17 protein-coding genes are annotated in these 18,480 nt (G+C 62.8%); 6 read left to right on the top strand and 11 right to left on the bottom strand.

Going from position 1 to position 18,480, the window contains the following annotated elements:
• Nucleotides 1–181: 181 nt before the first annotated feature.
• Complete coding sequence (locus FJW08_RS03710; protein ID WP_140808924.1) at nucleotides 182–604, top strand: DoxX family protein; 423 nt, start codon at nucleotides 182–184, stop codon at nucleotides 602–604.
• 120 nt (nucleotides 605–724) lie between these two features.
• Complete coding sequence (locus FJW08_RS03705) at nucleotides 725–1,147, top strand: DoxX family protein (protein ID WP_140808922.1); 423 nt, start codon at nucleotides 725–727, stop codon at nucleotides 1,145–1,147.
• Here FJW08_RS03705 and ppx read toward each other — a convergent pair whose 3' ends face one another.
• Both ppx and FJW08_RS03695 read right to left on the bottom strand, forming a co-directional pair.
• Entirely contained in the window at nucleotides 1,148–2,683 is a 1,536-nt protein-coding gene (gene ppx, locus FJW08_RS03700; RefSeq protein ID WP_140808920.1) for an exopolyphosphatase, read from the bottom strand.
• Nucleotides 2,683–4,875, bottom strand: coding sequence for an RNA degradosome polyphosphate kinase (locus FJW08_RS03695; RefSeq protein ID WP_140755721.1), 2,193 nt, complete (start codon nucleotides 4,873–4,875; stop codon nucleotides 2,683–2,685). The genes ppx and FJW08_RS03695 overlap by 1 nt, the downstream gene beginning before the upstream one ends.
• A 167-nt stretch (nucleotides 4,876–5,042) precedes the next feature.
• On the opposite strand from FJW08_RS03695, the gene FJW08_RS03690 reads away from it, so the two are divergent.
• Nucleotides 5,043–5,288: a zinc-finger domain-containing protein gene (locus tag FJW08_RS03690; protein ID WP_140755724.1), complete on the top strand. Its 246-nt coding sequence runs from the start codon at nucleotides 5,043–5,045 to the stop codon at nucleotides 5,286–5,288.
• A 10-nt stretch (nucleotides 5,289–5,298) separates the two neighbouring features.
• On the top strand, nucleotides 5,299–6,525 hold the full coding sequence (locus FJW08_RS03685; RefSeq protein WP_140808918.1) for an FAD-dependent monooxygenase: 1,227 nt from the start codon (nucleotides 5,299–5,301) through the stop codon (nucleotides 6,523–6,525).
• A gap of 19 nt (nucleotides 6,526–6,544) precedes the next feature.
• On the opposite strand, the gene FJW08_RS03680 is transcribed toward FJW08_RS03685, so the two are convergent.
• From FJW08_RS03680 to FJW08_RS03660, 5 genes are all read right to left on the bottom strand, one after another.
• Nucleotides 6,545–7,210 (bottom strand): TIGR02117 family protein, encoded by a 666-nt coding sequence (locus FJW08_RS03680; protein WP_140808916.1) that lies wholly within the window; start codon nucleotides 7,208–7,210, stop codon nucleotides 6,545–6,547.
• Between the two features lie 117 nt (nucleotides 7,211–7,327).
• The gene (locus FJW08_RS03675; protein WP_140755730.1) at nucleotides 7,328–8,131 is read right to left on the bottom strand and encodes an amino acid ABC transporter ATP-binding protein; all 804 of its coding nucleotides are present in this window, start codon (nucleotides 8,129–8,131) and stop codon (nucleotides 7,328–7,330) included.
• Nucleotides 8,132–8,156: 25 nt separating this feature from the next.
• On the bottom strand, nucleotides 8,157–9,314 hold the full coding sequence (locus tag FJW08_RS03670; protein WP_140808915.1) for an amino acid ABC transporter permease: 1,158 nt from the start codon (nucleotides 9,312–9,314) through the stop codon (nucleotides 8,157–8,159).
• 4 nt (nucleotides 9,315–9,318) lie between these two features.
• A complete protein-coding gene (locus FJW08_RS03665; RefSeq protein ID WP_140808913.1) occupies nucleotides 9,319–10,506 on the bottom strand; it encodes an amino acid ABC transporter permease in 1,188 nt (395 codons plus the stop codon).
• A 62-nt stretch (nucleotides 10,507–10,568) separates the two neighbouring features.
• Nucleotides 10,569–11,597, bottom strand: a complete 1,029-nt coding sequence (locus FJW08_RS03660; RefSeq protein WP_140755736.1) for an amino acid ABC transporter substrate-binding protein — start codon at nucleotides 11,595–11,597, stop codon at nucleotides 10,569–10,571.
• Between the two features lie 525 nt (nucleotides 11,598–12,122).
• Here FJW08_RS03660 and FJW08_RS03655 point away from each other — a divergent pair.
• On the top strand, nucleotides 12,123–13,310 hold the full coding sequence (locus FJW08_RS03655; protein ID WP_140808912.1) for a cystathionine beta-lyase: 1,188 nt from the start codon (nucleotides 12,123–12,125) through the stop codon (nucleotides 13,308–13,310).
• Between the two features lie 206 nt (nucleotides 13,311–13,516).
• Entirely contained in the window at nucleotides 13,517–14,593 is a 1,077-nt protein-coding gene (locus FJW08_RS03650; protein ID WP_140808910.1) for an HPP family protein, read from the top strand.
• A gap of 95 nt (nucleotides 14,594–14,688) precedes the next feature.
• Here FJW08_RS03650 and FJW08_RS03645 read toward each other — a convergent pair whose 3' ends face one another.
• From FJW08_RS03645 to FJW08_RS03630, 4 genes are all read right to left on the bottom strand, one after another.
• On the bottom strand, nucleotides 14,689–15,915 hold the full coding sequence (locus tag FJW08_RS03645) for an anion transporter (protein WP_140808908.1): 1,227 nt from the start codon (nucleotides 15,913–15,915) through the stop codon (nucleotides 14,689–14,691).
• Nucleotides 15,916–16,057: 142 nt separating this feature from the next.
• Nucleotides 16,058–17,020 carry a glycosyltransferase family 4 protein gene (locus FJW08_RS03640; protein WP_140808906.1) on the bottom strand — a complete coding sequence of 321 codons (963 nt, stop codon included), beginning with the start codon at nucleotides 17,018–17,020 and terminating at the stop codon, nucleotides 16,058–16,060.
• Nucleotides 17,021–17,228: 208 nt separating this feature from the next.
• Nucleotides 17,229–18,017, bottom strand: a complete 789-nt coding sequence (locus FJW08_RS03635; RefSeq protein ID WP_140808904.1) for a GGDEF domain-containing protein — start codon at nucleotides 18,015–18,017, stop codon at nucleotides 17,229–17,231.
• Between the two features lie 198 nt (nucleotides 18,018–18,215).
• A complete protein-coding gene (locus tag FJW08_RS03630; RefSeq protein ID WP_140809320.1) occupies nucleotides 18,216–18,437 on the bottom strand; it encodes a hypothetical protein in 222 nt (73 codons plus the stop codon).
• Nucleotides 18,438–18,480 lie beyond the last annotated feature (43 nt).

The following is an 18,480-nucleotide window of genomic DNA, read 5'->3' as shown; positions in this document are numbered from 1 at the left end:
GCTGACGTTTTTCGGCGGGAGAATTTACTCCCGTCACCGCATCGTCCGACACGAATTTCGCGCATTCTGCCTGATCATGGAAATGTATGTTCTGTGAACAATGTGTCGCCGCATCGCTGACTTTGGTGAACAGTCGGCATCGTCTATCTGAGTGGTCATTCAACCCATTCGGAGAGCCACCATGTCCATCAACACTTCCGCCGCCGGCGCCGGCACCGCGTCCAACAGTTCTGTCACCATCCTGCTCGGCCGTATCCTGCTCGCAGTCATTTTCCTGCTTTCCGGATTCGGCAAGCTATCAGCCATTTCCGGTACGGCCGCCTATTTCGGTGGCCTCGGCCTGCCGGCGCCGATGGCGACGGCCGTCATCGTCGGTCTGATCGAGCTGCTTGGCGGCCTTGCCGTCCTCGTCGGTTTCCAGACCAGGGTCGCCGCCTGGGTGCTCGCCATCTTCACCATCGCAACGGGGCTGGTCGCCCACACCGGCTGGGCCGACCAGATGCAGATGATCCAGTTCCTCAAGAACCTCGCCATCACCGGCGGCTTCCTGCTGCTGGCCTCTTCGGGTGCCGGCGCGTATTCGATCGACGCCAGGCGCGGCTGAGGCTTCCCCTCCCAAGGACCCGAAAAAGCGGCGCGGAATTTCCGCGCCGCTTTTTCGTTGTGTGGCTATAGGCGTAGACTGCGATGGTCGCCGGTGACCGTGCCGGCAAGGGAGAGTGCCATGGCCCGCAACGCATTGCTTCTGGTTTCGCGGCTGCTGTTTGCCGTGCTGTTCGTGCCGTCCGGCTTCCAGGCGCTCGCCAATATTGCCGGCACCACCAGCTATTTCTCCGGCCTTGGCCTGCCGCTGCCAGCGCTAGCCGCCTGGGGCACCGGCCTGTTCGAGCTGATAGCGGGGCTTCTGGTGCTCGTTGGGTTCCAGATGCGGATCGTGGCGCTGCTGCTGGCCGCCTTCTGTATCGTCGCGGGCTACATCGGCCATTATGGCCAAGGCGCCGGCGATGCGACGCTCGCCTTCCTGCACCAGCAGATGCTGATGAAGGATATCGCGATATCGGGTGGTTTCCTGGCGCTTGCCATGGCCGGCGCCGGCGCATGGTCGGCCGACGGACGGGGCTTCGGCATAGGCGCCGAGGCGACTTGACTATTTCACCGACACACTCTGCCCGCCCTCGACCGCCAACTCCAGGCGGCGATTGGTGATGCGCGCCAGTTGCGCCAGCCGGCCGGCCGGGCGCTCGCCGTAGAGGTCGGAAAGCGAAGCCGGCAGCACCAGCGCCAGCGCGCCGTTGGGGCGGCTTTCCCATTTCAGCCTCGGCATGATGCCGGGCATCGCGGCCGTCAGCAGGTAGACGACGCGCATCATCGCCGCCAGCACGCGGGCGCGCTCCAACAGGCGGGGCGGCGCCAGCGCCTTGATTTCGGGCGCCACCAATTCATTGAAGACGCCGTCATGACGGTAGGCGTTGGTCAGCGCCAGGTAGGCGCGGCCGGGATGATCGACACCGATGAAGGACGCATGCGCGATGATGTTGAGCGATTGCTTGCCGCGATATTCCGGATGAGCGCGCCAGCCGATATCGGCGAGCAGGCAGGCGGCGTGGCGATAGCGCGCTTCGTCTTCCGTCTCGTCGATGCCGAACGCCTTGAAGGCCCTGCCGGTCCATTCGACCAGATCATGCGCATGATGGACCGAACGCGAGCGCAAGAGCGCAAGCTCCTCGGCGGCCGAGATCAGCGGATCGGCCTTCTGCTCGGCCGCGTCGAGCAGCGAATAGAGAAAACCCTCGCGCACGCCTTGCGCCGAAACGACGATCCTGGACGGCTGCATCGCCGTCATGATTTCCTGCAGCACGAGAGCGCCGTATGGCAGCAGCGAGCGGCGGTTCTTGGAGACGCCCTCGATACCCCTCACCTTTTCGACCTCCCCCCTGGCCACCTGCTTGAGGAACGTTTGAGCACTTTCGGCCGATATCTCGTAGTTGTGCATGACGCCGAGCGGATAGTTGTTCATCTCCATGTGCAGTCTGGCGAGGTTTCGCCAGGTGCCGCCGACAGCGTAGAAAGTCCTGCCCTGCCCGCCCTTCAACAGCTTGGCCCGGGCCAATTCCTGGCGCGCGATCTTCTGCGCCTGGACGAGCGAGTTCTTCGCCATGTCCTGCAGGCGCAGGCCGCCAAGCGGCAGCGTGATGCCGTCGCCGATGGCCTCGCCATCGATGTCGATGAGCTCCAGGCTGCCGCCGCCAAGGTCGCCGGCAATGCCGTTGGCCGGATGGAAGCCGGAGATGACGCCCAGCGCGGAATAATGCGCTTCCTGGCGGCCGGAGAGCACGCGGATCTCGGTCTTCAGCACATCCTCGGCGCGATGGATGAAATCGGGACCGTTGATCGCCTCGCGGGCCGCAGCGGTTGCCAGCACGTACATATGTTCGGCACCGGCCTGGTCGGAGAGCGCACGGAAACGGCGAAACTCCTCCATCGAGCGCGCCACCCCTTCGGGGTCGAGCTTCCCCGTCGACACGATGCCGCGGCCGAGGCCCGCCAGCATCTTTTCGTTGAACAGCGTGGTCGGCGAACGCGCCAGCCCCTCATAGACGACAAGACGGATCGAATTGGAGCCGATGTCGATGATGGACAGCGGTCGGCGGTCCTGCAGCCGGCCCTGGGATTTGGACAGCATCAGGCGGCGGCGTTCTTCTTGCGCCGCTTGAACTGCGCGATTCGCTTGGGCGCATGCGATTTCAGCGCGTCACCTCGTCCCGACAGGCTCGGATTGGTCATGAAATATTCCTGCGCGTTGAACGGTTCCTCGCCCTCCTCCAGCACCACGCGCCGGGAGGTTCCATCAGCCAATACGTCGAAACTTTGCTGATTGTCCATGATGTTGCCCAGCATGATCTGGCCCAGTATCTGTTCATGCACAGTTGGATTGGTGATCGGCACCATGGTCTCGACGCGGCGGTCGAGATTGCGCGGCATCAGGTCCGCCGAGGAGATGTAGACAATCGCCTCGTCCGAGGGAAGGCCATGGCCGTTGCCGAAGCAATAGATGCGGCTGTGCTCGAGGAATCGGCCGACGATCGACTTGACCCTGATGTTCTCCGACAGGCCCGGCACCTGCGGCCGCAAACAGCATATGCCGCGCACGACAAGGTCGATTTCCACCCCGGCGCGGCTGGCGTCGTAGAGCGCATCGATGATGATGGGGTCGACGAGCGCGTTCATTTTCATCCAGATGCGCGCCGGCCGTCCCTCCAATGTGTGGGTGACCTCGTCTGAAATGTGCTGAAGGATGCGGTTCCTCAGCGTGAACGGCGATATCGCCAGCCGCATTTCGGCGGTCGGCTCGGCATAGCCGGTGATGAAATTGAACAGTTGGGCGACGTCACGGGCGATTGTCGGATCGGTGGTGAAGAAGGACAGATCGGTGTAGATGCGCGCGGTGACCGGGTGGTAGTTGCCGGTGCCGAGATGGACATAATTGCGCAGCTTGCCGTCCTCGCGCCGCACCACCAGCGACATCTTGGCGTGGGTCTTGAGTTCGAGGAAGCCGAACACGACCTGCACGCCGGCGCGTTCGAGATCGCGCGCCCAGCGGATGTTGGCCTCCTCGTCGAAACGCGCCTTGAGCTCGACCAGCGCCGTCACCGACTTGCCGGCCTCGGCCGCGTCGACCAGCGCACGCACGATCGGGCTGTCGTTGGAGGTGCGATAGAGCGTCTGCTTGATCGCCACCACTTCGGGATCGGCCATTGCCTGGCGCAGGAACTGCACCACGACGTCGAACGACTCGTAGGGGTGATGGACGACGATGTCCTTCTCGCGGATGGCGGCAAAACAGTCGCCGCCATGCTCGCGGATGCGCTCGGGAAAGCGTGGGTTGTAGGGTATGAATTTCAGGTCGTCGCGGGGGACGGAGACGATCTCGGAGATCTGGCTGAGCGCCAGCGGCCCGGTGAGCACGCTGATGCGGCTCGACGAGACGCCAAGCTCGCCGGCGACGAAATCGCGCAATTCTCCAGGCATCAGCATGTCGAATTCGATGCGGATGACCGAACCGCGGCGGCGCCGCTTCAGCGCCGTTTCGAACAGCCGCACTAGGTCTTCCGATTCTTCCTCGACCTCGATATCGCTGTCGCGGATGATGCGGAACGTGCCGGAGCCCTTGACCTCGTAGCCGGGGAACAGCTTGCCGATGTAAAGGCCGACCGCCTCTTCCAGCGGAATGAAGCGGACATGGCGCTTGCGGTCCGGCAGGCGGATGAAGCGCTTCAGCGCCACCGGCAGGCGCAGCAGCGCGCTCATCTCTTCGCCATTCTTGCGGTGGCGAAGCTGCAGCGCCATCGAGAAGCCGAGATTGGGAATGAACGGGAACGGATGCGCCGGGTCGATCGACAGCGGAGTGAGCACCGGAAACACCTGCTCCTGGAAATGCTCTTCCAGCCAGGTCTTCTCGTCCTTGGTCAGCGCATCACGGGTGATGCTCTCGATGCCTTCCTTGTTGAGCAGCACCGTGAGTGCCGAAAGGCTCTTCTGCTGGTCCTCCTGCAGCCGCTCGACCTCACGCAGCAATTGTTCGAGCTGCTGTTCGGGGGTGCGTCCGTCCGGGCTTTTCAGCACGATGCCCTCGCGCACCTGGCCGGCAAGGCCGGCGACGCGCACCATGAAAAATTCGTCGAGATTGGCGGCCGAGATCGACAGGAAACGGACGCGCTCCAGCAGCGGGTGATGGGTGTTCAGCGATTCTTCGAGAACGCGGCGATTGAACTGCAGCCAGGAGAACTCGCGGTTGACGAAACGGTCCGGATTGCCTTCCGGGCTCGCTGCCGTGACGTTGTTGAATTCGCTCTGTACCGGCTTCAGTTCGTTCATGATTCCTGCTCTTCCGCCCGCCTCGGCCGGTTAACCGGCTTAACTTATCCTGTGGCAGGCTTTTGCGACAGTTCTCTGACAGGCTTTTGCGACAGTTTGATTTCATCGAACTTGCAAACAGGCTTGATATGATCCAGATGCAGAGAGACTGCGTTAAGGAGACGACGATGGCAGGCGGTTCCATTCCCCATTTCCAGAACGATGCGGGCCATCCGGCAATCGACATCGGGGTCAAGGAATTCATGTGCACGGGCGCCAACCCGCCTTTTGATCATCCGCATGTGTTTCTCGACATGGGCGACGACAATGAGAAAGTCTGCCCCTATTGCTCGACCCTCTACCGCTATTCGCCGAAGCTGAAGGCAACGGAAACGCAGCCGGCGGGCTGCCTCTACATCGACCAGGCCGCCTGACCTCCCGACCATGAGCGAGACGCGGTCCCGGCAGGTCGTGATTGCCGGGGCTGGAATCGCCGGGCTGACGGCGGCGATTGCCTTCGCCGAACGCGGCTACCCCGTAAAAATGTTCGAACAGGCCAAGCGCCTCGAAGCGGCGGGCGCCGGCATCCAGCTCTCTCCAAACGCGACGCGCATTCTGCGCCAGCTTGGGGTTTTCGACACGCTTCTTGCCAATGCCGTCAAGCCGGAAGCCGTGGTGCTGAAGGACGCCGCGAGCCTGCGCCAACTGGCACGCGTGCCGCTTGGCGGCGCCGGTGAGGAACGCTGGGGCGCGCCCTATCTCGTGGCGCACCGGGCTGATCTGCAAGACGCCCTGATGGCGCGCGTCGCGCAAATGCCCGACATCCAGCTCACCACCGGCGCGCAGGTCAGCAGCGTGGCCTCCGGTTCAGTCGGTATCACCATGACAGATGGGGTCGGCCGCAAGATCATCGATACCGAAGGATCTCTGCTGGTCGGTGCCGATGGCGTCTGGTCAGCGGTGCGCAGGTTTGGCGTAACGTCCGCCCAAAGCAGGTTTTCGGGCGAATTGGCATGGCGCACCACGATCTCGGCCGACAGCGCTGCCGGCAATGCGTTTGCGGCAATCGGTGCGGCCAATTGCGTCACCACCTTCCTTCATCCCGGCTTCCACATGGTCGCTTACCCCGTCAGCAAGGGGGACGCGTTCAACCTTGTCGCTTTCACCAAAGGCGAGCGCATTGCCGAAGGCTGGTCAGGCCATGCCGATCCCAGCATCCTCGCCAGCGCCATGCGTGGCACGGCCGCAGGCCTTGCAAGACTGGTGGAATTGGCTGGCCCATGGCTGACTTGGCCACTCCATACAGTCGAACGGAAGCAGCCCTGGACGATACCACCCGGCATCGCGCTGATCGGCGACGCCGCACATGCGATGACCCCGTTCGCGGCACAAGGCGCTGCCATGGCGATAGAGGATGCCGCGACGCTGGCCACTTTGATCGCCGACTTCCCCGGCGGGCTGACGCAAAGCCTCACCATCTGGGAGAACCTGAGACGACCGCGCATCGAAAAGGTGCTGAAACGCGGCGCGCTCAACCGCCTCGCCTGGCACGCCCGGGGACCGGTGGCATTGGCGCGCAATCTGTTTCTGGCGACACGGCCGGGAGAGAATCTCGCGGTGGACTTGGACTGGCTTTATGGGTGGCGGCAGCAGCAGATCATCCGTCGCTGAAAGGAGCCCGCGGCAAAAGCTAATTGTACAGCCGCATCGACAACCCAAGCGACGCCGGCAGCGGGTTCCACCAGCCGGTGCGCAGGCCGGCGGTGCGCAGTGCCGCCGCCGTCCAGGTGTTGCAGCCCATCAGCGCGTTGAAACGGCCATTGGCCTCATAAAAGCGGTCGAAATTGGAGTAGGCGGCATTGTCGATGATGATCGGGCCGCTCGGTCCCTGCTGAAAACTCGCTTCGATGAAGTCGAGCAATGCGGCAAAATGGTCCTTGTCCACGTCGAAGCCGGCGACATCGGGATGCGGCTCGGAGATATCGCCGGCCACGTCGACATGCATCACCGAGGCGTCGAGCGTCAGAGCCTTGAATACGGGCAGCGCCTTCACCTTCGCCCATGTCGGCGTTTCAAGGTAGAAGGCCCGCCCACCCCAGCCGAAGACGAGGTAGCGCACTTCGGGTGCGTCCGAAGGCAGGCCGGCATAGGCCAGGAAACGGAAGCGCCGGCGCACCTCGTCGTCCACCGGAATGGCGATGTCGGTGTGGATCGCGTTCTTCAGCACCAATATGCGCCGCGTGCCCTCACCCGCGGCGGCCGCCGGCCAGAGCGGCCGCGGCACCAACGTGCCGAGCGAGACGGCGAGCACCACTGCGGCAACCAGCATAACCAGGAAACGCAGGAGTTTTTTCATCGGTGCGGCTTCGCGGTTTCGTCGCGGCTCAATGCAGGCGACCATTATCCGATCGGCCAGACGCTAAAAAGCCCGGCCGTGGCGTGGCCGGGCTTTCTCGAATCGGCGCCAGTCCGCTCAGTGCAGGATCTGCGACAGGAACAGTTTCGTGCGCTCATGGCGCGGATGATCGAAGAACTCAGCCGGCGTGTTCTGCTCGACGATCTGGCCCTGATCCATGAAGATCACCCGGTTGGCGACTTTCCGCGCAAAGCCCATCTCGTGGGTGACGCACAGCATGGTCATGCCTTCCTCGGCGAGGCCCACCATGGTCTCCAGCACTTCCTTGATCATTTCGGGATCGAGTGCCGAGGTCGGCTCGTCGAACAGCATGATGCGCGGGTTCATGCACAGCGAGCGGGCGATAGCCACGCGCTGCTGCTGACCGCCGGAAAGCTGGCCCGGATATTTGTTGGCCTGCTCGGGGATCTTGACGCGCTTGAGGAAATGCATGGCGATTTCCTCGGCCTGTTTTTTCGGCGTCTTGCGCACCCAGATCGGCGCCAGCGTGCAGTTCTCCAAGATGGTCAGATGCGGGAACAGGTTGAAGTGCTGGAACACCATGCCGACCTCGCGGCGCACCTCGTCGATCTTCTTCAGATCGTTGGTCAGTTCCTTGCCGTCGACGATGATCTTGCCCTTCTGGTGCTCCTCCAGCCGGTTGATGCAGCGTATCATCGTCGACTTGCCCGACCCCGAAGGGCCGCAGATGACAATGCGTTCGCCGCGCATCACCTTCAGATTGATGTCCTTGAGCACATGGAACTCGCCATACCATTTGTGCATGGCGACGATGTCGATGGCGACATCGGTGGTGGAAATATGCATCTTGGCGGCGTCGACCTTGATCTCTTCCGCGCCGACGGCGTTTTCGGTGGCCATGGCTGGGGTCCCCTTGCTTTTTTGTTTAGCGTTTGTAGCCGGTGTCGAGCCGGCGTTCCGTGTACATTGAATAGCGCGACATGCCGAAGCAGAACAGCCAGAAGATGAAGGCCGCGAAGACCAGGCCGGATTTCGCGGTCTGCGCCGTCGCCCAATTGGCATCGGAGAAGTTCTGCTTGACGATGCCGAGCAGGTCGAACATCGAGATGATGAGAACCAGGCTGGTGTCCTTGAACATGCCGATGAAAGTGTTGACGATGCCGGGGATGACCAGCTTCAGCGCCTGCGGCAGCACGATCAGCCCCATCTTCTGCCAGTAGCCGAGGCCGAGCGAATCGGCGCCTTCATACTGGCCCTTCGGGATCGCCTGAAGGCCGCCGCGCACGACTTCGGCCATGTAGGCGGCCGCGAAAAGCGACACGCCGATGAGCGCCCTCAGATACTTGTCGAAGGTGACGCCGGCCGGCAGGAACAGCGGCAGCATGACGCTGACGAAAAACAGGACGGTAATCAGAGGTATACCGCGTACGGCTTCGATGAAGATGATGCACAGCATCTTCACGATCGGCATCTTGGAGCGCCGCCCGAGCGCCAGCACGGTGCCCAGCGGCAATGACACGGCGATACCGACGAAGGACAGGCTCAGCGTGATCAGCAGACCGCCCCAGCGGGAGGTTTCGACATGCGGCAGGCCGAACATGCCGCCAACCAGAAGGAAGAAGGCAACGATCGGCAGCACCAGGAAGAGCAGGATCGCGTTCAGCCCCTTGCGCGGTACACGCGGTAGCAGCATCGGCACCAGCAGTGCCGCGAACAGGATGGCGACCAGTATCGGCCGCCAGCGCTCCTCGATCGGATAGGTGCCGAACATGAACTGACCGAATTTGGCATTGACGAAAGCCCAGCAGGCGCCGCTCCAGCCGTCGGGCTGAATGCCGCCTTGCGCGACGGTCGCGCAGACCGTGCGGTCCGGCCCGGTCCACTGGGCGGAGAGGAAGGCCCAGTTGATGACCTGCGGCAGAATCATTGCCACGATGACAACGCCGAGGATCGTCAGGATGGTGTCCCCGGTGGTCGCGATTAGATTCTTGCGCACCCAGGCGACCGGCCCTCGTTCGCTCGTCGGCGCCCGCTCGGCCAACGCCATCTCGGTGCGCACCCAGGACAGATCGTGTTCCTGCATGGCCTTACCTTTCCACCAGCGCCATTCTGGCGTTGACCACGTTCATGACCGCCGAGGTCACCAGGCTGAGTATGAGGTAGGCGACCATCATGATCAGCACGCCCTCGACCGCCTGTCCGGTCTGGTTCAGAACCGTGCCGGCGGTAGCTGTCAGGTCGGGATAACCGATGGCGATCGCCAGCGAGGAGTTCTTGGTCAGGTTGAGATATTGGCTGGTCAGCGGGGGGATGACGATGCGCATGGCCTGCGGCACCACGACCAGCCGCAGGATTGACCCGGACCGCAGCCCAAGGGCGGCGGCCGCCTCGGTCTGGCCCTTGCTGACACCCCTGATGCCGGCACGCACGATCTCGGCGATAAAGGCCGCCGTATAACAGGACAGAGCCAGATAGAGCGAAAGGAATTCCGGCTTGACCTGAAAACCGCCGGTCAGGTTGAACGTCGATTGTTTCGGAAAATCGAAGGTCACCGGAAAGCCGCTGAGCGCATAAGCGAGCAGTGGCAGGCCGACGATCAATCCCACGGAGGTCCAGAACACCGGAAATTGCTGGCCGGTCGTCAACTGCCGTTGACGTGCCCTGTGGGCAACGAACCACGCCATGGCGAGTGCGACGACGAGCGCAACCAGGATCAGCCAGGAGCCGTCGCCCCAGATCGCGCTCGGAAAATAGAAGCCGCGCTGGTTGAGGAAGGAGCCGAAAGGCAGATGATAGGAGTCGCGCGGCGCGGGCAGCACGGCGAGCACGCCCGAATACCAGAAAAAAATGACCAGCAGCGGCGGGATGTTGCGGAAGACCTCGACATAGACCGTGCAGATCTTCTGGATCAGCCAGTTCTGCGACAGCCGGCCAATCCCAACGACAAAGCCGATGATGGTGGCGGTGATGATGCCGGCGACCGCGACGATGATGGTGTTGATGAGGCCGACGATGATCGCGCGGCCATATGTCGAGTCCGACGTGTAGGCAATGGGCGTCTGGCTGATATCAAAGCCCGCGCGGCCCTTCAGGAAGGCGAAGCCGGACGCAATGTGCAGGCGCTGCAGATTGTCGATGACGTTGTTTACGACCCACCAGATGGAGCCGAACAGAAGGATAACCACAAGCGTCTGAAACAAGAGGCTGCGTATTCTCGGGTCATTGATGAAAGAGCCGCGGTTCGGCTCTTCGCTAAGAATTTCCTGCGAAGCCATGGACCATCCCCTGGAAAGAGAAACCGGGAGGCAAACGATCTGCCTCCCGGATCACGTTTCGATCAGCGGATCGGCGGACCGTATTGCAGGCCGCCCTTGGTCCACAGCGCGTTGATGCCTCGCGCGATCTTGAGCGGGCTGCCGGAGCCGACATTGCGCTCGAACATTTCGCCGTAGTTGCCGACGGCCTTGATGATATTGACGACCCAGTCGTTGGAGAGGCCAAGATCAGACCCGTACTTGCCGTCGGGCTCGGTGCCCAGCATGCGCTGGATGTTCGGGTCGTTCGAGGTCTTCATCTCGTCGACGTTCGCCTGGGTGACGCCGGCCTCCTCGGCGTTGAGCAGCGCGAAGTACGTCCACCGTACGACATGGGCCCACTGGTCATCGCCCTGGCGCACGGCCGGGCCGAGCGGCTCCTTGGAGATGATCTCGGGCAGCACGACATGATCAGCTGGCGAAGCCAGCGTCAGGCGGATGCCGTAGAGGCCGGACTGGTCGGTGGTGTAGACGTCGCAACGGCCGGAGTCATAGGCTGCGTTCACTTCTTCGAGCTTCTCGAAGACGACGGGGTTGTACTCCATCTTGTTCTTCTTGAAGTAGTCGGCGAGGTTGAGCTCGGTCGTCGTGCCGCTCTGCACGCAGACGGCGGCGCCTGAAAGCTGCAGTGCGGAGTTCACGCCCGGCAGCTTCTTGGCGTTGATCATGAAGCCCTGGCCGTCATAGTAGGTGACGCCGACGAAATCCAAGCCGAGCGCGCTGTCGCGGTTACTGGTCCAGGTGGTGTTGCGCGACAGGAGATCGATCTCGCCGGACTGCAGCGCTGTGAAGCGCTCCTTGGCGCTGAGCGGCGTAAACTTGACCTTGGAGCCGTCGCCGAAGACCGCGGCCGCCACGGCGCGGCAGAAATCCGCGTCCAAGCCTTTCCAGTCGCCCTTGTCGTCCGGCGCGGAGAAGCCGGCCAGACCGGTCGAGACGCCGCACTGGATGAAGCCCTTCGCCTTGACGGTGTCTAGCGTGCCGGCCGACGCGGCCGACGCCATCAATCCGAGCGTGGCGGCGCCAAGAATGCCGATAGCAATATGTTTCATGACCCACAGACCCTTTTCTGTTTTTTCAGGCAAACCCTGATCTTTTTTCCCTTGTGAACGCAGCTCCCAGCCCGGCCCATTCCCGAAACCCCGCATCGCAAACCGACGCACCGCCTCCCATTCACGAATAGCATCGAAGGCGATAATTCCCGTGAGGTCAAGGAAAATGACCGAATTCCAACGGGTTTGAAAATCGATTGCCTGAAATGCCTGAATTGCAGACAGACGCGCCCGCTATTTAGTCAGAAGCGCGAATTAATTCGGCGAAGCTCATTTGACGCAGATGTGAGCCGGCGCCGCGAATCCATGCCAGTTACAATAGCTGGCTACAGTAGTTGACCGGCGGCGAGAGAGCTTCCGACAAGTACTGCCGCATGCCATGGCCAGATGCAGGATCAACGCCGGCGATGTCTTCCGGACGCGGAAATTGGCATATTCGAAGTCCATTCCTGGCGGACAGCGGGCTGTTGCACGGCCCACGACGCCGCACTATGGCTAGCGCCTTATCAAACAAGGCGACCAAGAATGGCGAAAGACGGCAGCGAGCAGGGTTCCGGCAAGATGGGCATCAACACGCGGCTTGCCCATTCGGGCAACAACCCGCACGACTATTTCGGCTTCGTCAATCCGCCCGTGGTGCATGCCTCGACCGTGCTGTTCCCCAATGCCGCCGCGATGGCCGCACGCAACCAGAAATACACCTACGGCACGCGCGGCACACCGACGACCGATGCCCTTGCACAGGCGATCGATGCGCTGGAAGGATCCGCCGGCACGATCGTGGTGCCATCGGGCCTGGCGGCGGTGACCATTCCGCTGCTCGCCTTCGTTTCGGCGGGCGATCATCTGCTGATCGTCGATTCCGTCTATCACCCCACGAGAAACTTCGCCGACACGATGCTGAAGCGGTTGGGCGTCGAGGTCGAATATTATGCGCCCAATGTCGGCGCCGGCATCGCGGCGTTGATCAAGCCGAACACCAAAGTGGTGTTCACCGAATCGCCGGCCTCCAACACGTTCGAGGTGCAGGATATTCCGGCGATCGCCAAGGCCGCGCATGCGGCCGGCGCCATCGTGATGATGGACAACACCTGGGCGACGCCGCTCTATTTCCGGCCGCTCGACCATGGCGTCGACATCTCGATCCACGCGGCGACGAAATATCCGGCCGGACATTCGGACGTGCTGCTCGGCACGGTCTCGGCCACTGAGGCCTGCTGGAAGCAACTCTACGAGAGCTTTTGCACGCTTGGCTGCTGTGCGGGACCCGACGATGTCTATCAGGTGCTGCGCGGCCTGCGCACCATGGGCGTGCGGCTGGAGCATCATCAGCGCAGCGCACTTGCCATCGCCTCGTGGCTCGAAGGCCAGAAGGGCGTGGCGCGCGTGCTCCACCCTGCCCTTCCCAGCCATCCGGATCACGATCTCTGGAAACGCGACTTCTGCGGTTCGAGCGGCATCTTTTCCATCGTGCTTGCCGGCGGCGACCAGAAGGAGCAGCACGCTTTCCTGGACGCACTGCAGATCTTCGGTCTCGGCTACTCCTGGGGCGGCTATGAGAGCCTTGCGGTACCGGTCTGGCTTGGCGACCGCGTCGTCGCGAAAGGCCCTTATGAAGGTCCGCTGATCCGCTTGCAGATCGGCCTCGAGGATGTCGACGACTTGAAGGCCGACATCCTGCGCGGGCTTGCGGCGGCGGCGCGCACGGGATGACGTCAAACAGAGTCGGCAAAAGGCCGCAAGCCCTTGACGCTGATGACAAAGCCCGAGCCGCTGCCAGCACCCCGGCGAAAGCCGGCACGCAATATTATTCTCCGGCGCCATGACTTTACGGATTTGTTTGACTTTCAAATCGGCGAATTCGGCTGCATTGCGTGCCGCACGCATCCTCGACAGACCCATTCCTCGCAAAGTTCTCGATGACCTATCGTCTTTTCGTCCCCATCCTCGCCGGCGCGACGCTGCGTGAACGCATCCTGGCCTGTATCGGCGCCACGATCGGCATCGCGCTGACCGGCGTGATCAGCGGGCTGGCGATGGGCGGCGGCCCGCATGTGGCCCTGCTGGTGGCGCCGATGGGCGCATCCGCGGTGCTTCTGTTTGCCGTACCCGCGAGCCCGTTGGCGCAGCCATGGTCGATCATCGGCGGCAATTCCATATCGGCGCTGGTCGGTGTGACCGTCGCACATTTTGTCCATGATCCGGTGATGGCCTCGGGCCTCGCGGTGGCGTTGGCCATCGCCGCGATGTCGTTCACGCGCTGCCTGCATCCGCCGGGGGGCGCCGCCGCGCTGACGGCTGTACTCGGTGGGCCGGCAGTCATCAGCGCGGGCTTCCTGTTCCCGTTCGTGCCGGTGGCCTTGAATTCGACCATCCTGGTGGCGCTGGGCTTGCTTTTCCACAAGCTGGCGCGGCGCAATTACCCGCATGTCGCCGCACCGGCCGCCAACAGCCACGGTACCGACGATCCACCGGCTCGGCAGCGCGCCGGTTTCCGGCCGGAGGACATCGATGCGGCGCTGACGGCGCTCGACGAGACCTTCGATGTCGACCGCGACGACCTCGAACGACTGCTGCGACAGGTCGAATTGCAGGCCATGGTGCGGTCGCACCGGACGCTGCTGTGCGAGGACATCATGTCGCGCGACGTGGTCTCGGTGCCCGAGCAAGCCACCGCCGACGAGGCACGCCGGCAACTGCTCGATCACAATATCCGCACCTTGCCGGTGGTCGATGCGGATGCCCGCCTGGTTGGCGCCGTCGGCTTGCGCGAACTGACGAAAGCCGTCGATACGGTGAAGGGCGTGATGGCAAAAGCCGGCACCGCCTGGCCCGCGACGCCGGCGATGAGCCTGCTTCCGGCGCTGACCGACGGCCGCAGCCATGCCGTGGTCATCGTCGACGGCGAGCGGCGCATTCTCGGCCTGATCACACAGACCGACCTGCTGGCGGCAGTCGCACGCGTACAGACGGCAGACAAGGGATTGGCGGCTTAACGCGGGCGGGCTGGCGCGAGGCTTGGGCTGCGTGATGCCGGAATGGAGAACCGCTTGGTCCGGTTGCTTTCAGGGCGCAAGCCGCTGCGTTCGTCCTAGAGGCCCAACGCCAGCCAGGCAGTGCCGACCACGAGCGTGATCAGCGTCAGCGGCAGACCGACCTTGAAGAAGGCGCCGAAAGACAACTGTGTGCCCGCGGCCTTGGATTGTTCGGCGACGATCAGGTTGGCGACCGAGCCGAGCAAGGTGAAGTTGCCGGCGAGCGTGGAACTCATGGCCACCACCAGCCAGGCGCGCTCGGGGTTCTCCAGGCCGGGTATGAATGGCCTGAGCGCCAGCACGGCCGGAACATTGCTCATGATGTTGGACAACACGGCGGTGAAACCCGACAGCCTCCAGACATCGTCGAGCCCGATGTTCTTGGCCGAGGCGATGATATCTGATGTCAGCAGCGTCTTTTCGGCACCGGCAACAACCACGAACAGACCGGCGAACATGAACAGCAGCGGTCCGTCGATCTCGCGGTAGATGCGCGATGGCTTGATGCCGCGGGTGAGCAGCAGAATGGCGCCGCCGATGAGCGCCGCCTTGGCTACGGGAACACCCGCGAAGAAAGCAATGGCCAGCCCGACGCAGACGACCACCGCCTTCAGCACCTGGCCGCGATGCATGCGGCCGCGCGCGACATGCGGCGTCAACTCGGCGGTGCGGGTGAATTCGGCCCGGTAGACGATGCGCACAATGATGATGACCGCGACGAGGCCAAAAAGGGCGACCGGCGCGAGCGCCGCCGAAAAGGCCGGATAGGAAATCCCCGACAGCGCGCCGATGACCATGTTCTGGGGATTGCCGGTGATGGTGGCGACGCTGCCGCAGTTCGAAGCGGTGGCGGTGGCGATCAGATAGGGGATCGGGTTGCGGTTGATGACGCGGGTGACGTGGACGACGATCGGCGCCATGACCAGGCAGATGGCGTCGTTGACCAGGAAGGCCGACAGCACGCCGGTCAAGAGCGTCACCATCACCAGTAGCATGAACGGCGCATGTGCATGCTCGATGGCGATTGCGCCGAGACCGCGAAAGGCACCCGACACCTTCAAATGCGCCACCACGATCATCATGCCGAGCAGAAGCGTGATGGTGTCGAGATTGATGGCGCGATAGGCGTCTTCCATGCTGAGTGCGCCGATGGCGATCATCGCCGCGCCGCCAAGCAGCGCAATGCCTGCCCGGTCGAGACGCAAGCCAGGTATGCGCCCGATGGCTACTCCGGCATAGGTGAGGACCAGGATCAGCAGTGCCGCCGCGCCCATCAATGTCATCGGTAGAAGCCCTGCCCGATCTGTCTGCGCACCGATGACGGCCGCCCCGCGATTCACGTGATGTAAGTTTTAGCGCGATGTCGGGATTGATGCCAAACGGCTACGTGGATTGTCCGAGAGTATCTGAAGGCAGATGGCGCCGCTAACGCCGATAGAAATCCAACCGCTGTTGCAGCGCCTGCGGCGAAAACAGTTGCTCGACGGTTTGCCGCGCCTTGCGGCCGACAGTCGCCCGCAGCGCCGGATCGGCTTCAAGCTCGGCCAGTATGCGTGCCGCCTGTTGCGTCGTTTCGAACAGGAAGCCGTTTTCACCATGCCTGATATGGTCGGCATAGCCGCCATGCGAATGGCATACGACGGGCAAACCGCAGGCCATCGCCTCGAATACCACGCGGCCGAACGTCTCCACATGCGAGCCGGTGCGATAGTAGAAGACGTCGAGCGTCGGCAGAAACTGTTCGGCGGCAAATTCACCCTGCGGCAGGAGTTCGAGTTGCGGATGCGGTGCGAGGCCGCCCTTGAGCGGCATGCCGCCCTGAATCCGCACCGCTACGCCATCGGCAAGCAATGCCTCATAGAGTTCCACATCGTCGGCGTGATGCTTGTCCGCCGTGTCGCGGCTCAGCCGTCCTACCGTGAACGGACCGTTTGGCCTTGCCGGCCGTGGCGAGAAGCACTCGATATCGATCGGCGAGGCATGGACGACGCCTTCGACCTGCAGCATGCGCCTCTGAAAGTCCGAGATCAGCACCAGTTCGGCACCGGGCCAACCCAGCAAGCGCGGCCTGCGCGTCGTCAGCGCGATCATCTTGGGATGAAAGGTGTTGAAGACATAGATCAGCCGGCGTGGCCGCGGGATCAGATAAGGCCATATCTTGTTGCGCCAATGCGCACCAAGAAAGACATAGATGCCGCCATCCGGCACGTTGCGTGTTGCCGTCGAGACGCGGCGTATCGGAAATTCGCGCATCAGGTCTTCGGATACGCGTGACGAGGTTGCCCAGAGGTGCACCTGCGAGTCGGCGCTCAACAGCCGGTACAAGTCCAGGGTTTCGCGCTCACTGCCGCCAAACGGGTTCTGAAAGCCGTTGAATAAATGGATCATGATCGCGGTGCTTACTGGGCTCTACCCCGGGGCGTTGCGCCATTCAATTGCCTGCATCCAAGGGCCGTGCCGTACCCGCGAACCGCACGATCGAGGGACTTAAGAGGCAGGACTATTTTTGGCGACGTTCCATACTTGCCCGGAGGAAGCATACAGACAAGCAAGCGTCAAGGAAGCGGTCAGTATCCGCTCGCTGCCGAGGCTGCCCTCAGTGCACGGTGGCGATGCTGGGTGGGGACACCAGGGAGGCTTCCGACGGATCGAAGCTGACCTGATCGCGTCCATTCGATTTCGCGGCATAAAGCCGCCTGTCGGCGGCGGCGAATATTGCCTCGTAGGTCGTCGGCCCGCTGAAGCTGGTGCCGCCGATGCTGACGGAAAGCGGGCAAGAGCGGCCCCCAGGGGAAAAGTCCATTTCGCGTATCCGTCGGCGGATCCCCTCGGCAACCAGCCAGGATTGCGAGGGGTCGACACCGGGAAGAAACACGCCGAACTCCTCGCCGCCGATCCGGCCGACGATATCGCCGCCGCGCAGCTGGCCCTTGATCGCCTGCGCGATCAGTTTGAGCGCCTGGTCGCCGCAATCATGGCCGAGGCGGTCGTTGATCGACTTGAAGTGGTCGGCATCGATGATCAGCAGCGCGCCGGAACGGGTCTCTTCCCGCTTGCGGGTCTGCTCGAGATAGGCCTCGACCAGCATCGAGAAGGCGCCGCGGTTCAGCACCGCCGTCAGGCTGTCCGTCGCGGCGATGACGCTGAGGTCGCGCTGGGCTATCGCCAGTTGGCGGATCTTCCACATCAGGAAAAACAGGAACGAGCCACCCAGCACCAGAGGCAGCAGAAGGTCGGTCAGCTGCGCGCGCCAGACCGCCTCGGGCGAAAGATAGGGGAAATTGAACGAATCGACGAAAAACGCCACGGCAATGCAGAATGCCGTGCCGGCGGCGGTGACGGCGATCACCCTGCCCCAGCTGGTCGGCGACAGGTCCAGCTTCATCCCTTCCACTCCGTTAGCCGTCCCTACTATGACGTGCCAACGCAAACAAAATGATAAGACTTTCCTTTCAATTCGAGATCGGATGACTGGGAGACAAGATGACGTAGCCGAGAGCGGGGCACGAACGCCCAATAGGCGGCCGTGCCCCGGTTGTGGCAAATTTACTCACCGCATTTCGGTGCGGGAGAATTTCCGAAGTCAGCGGCCGGGCGCCGACCCAACCCGTTCGGCGACGAAGGACGCCGCGATCAGGTCGTCGGCATCCAGTTGCAAGGAACCGTCGCCAGTTCCCATGATGGCGGCGACCTTATGGAAAATTTTCATCTCTTGGCCAGAAATTTCGGCATCGTGCATTCGCGCCCTGAGTTCGGCGATACGCCGCCCCAAGGCAGGGGACGTTCCAATCTCACGTTTCGACATAACCTGGTTTCTCCTCCCCCAACCCGCGCTTGTGTTGCCCCAC

Origin of the sequence: Mesorhizobium sp. B3-2-1, assembly GCF_006439515.1 — a bacterium.
Classification (GTDB): Bacteria; Pseudomonadota; Alphaproteobacteria; order Rhizobiales; family Rhizobiaceae; genus Mesorhizobium.
Note: the sequence above shows the minus strand (reverse complement) of the source record. Positions and strands in the feature narration are given on the sequence as shown.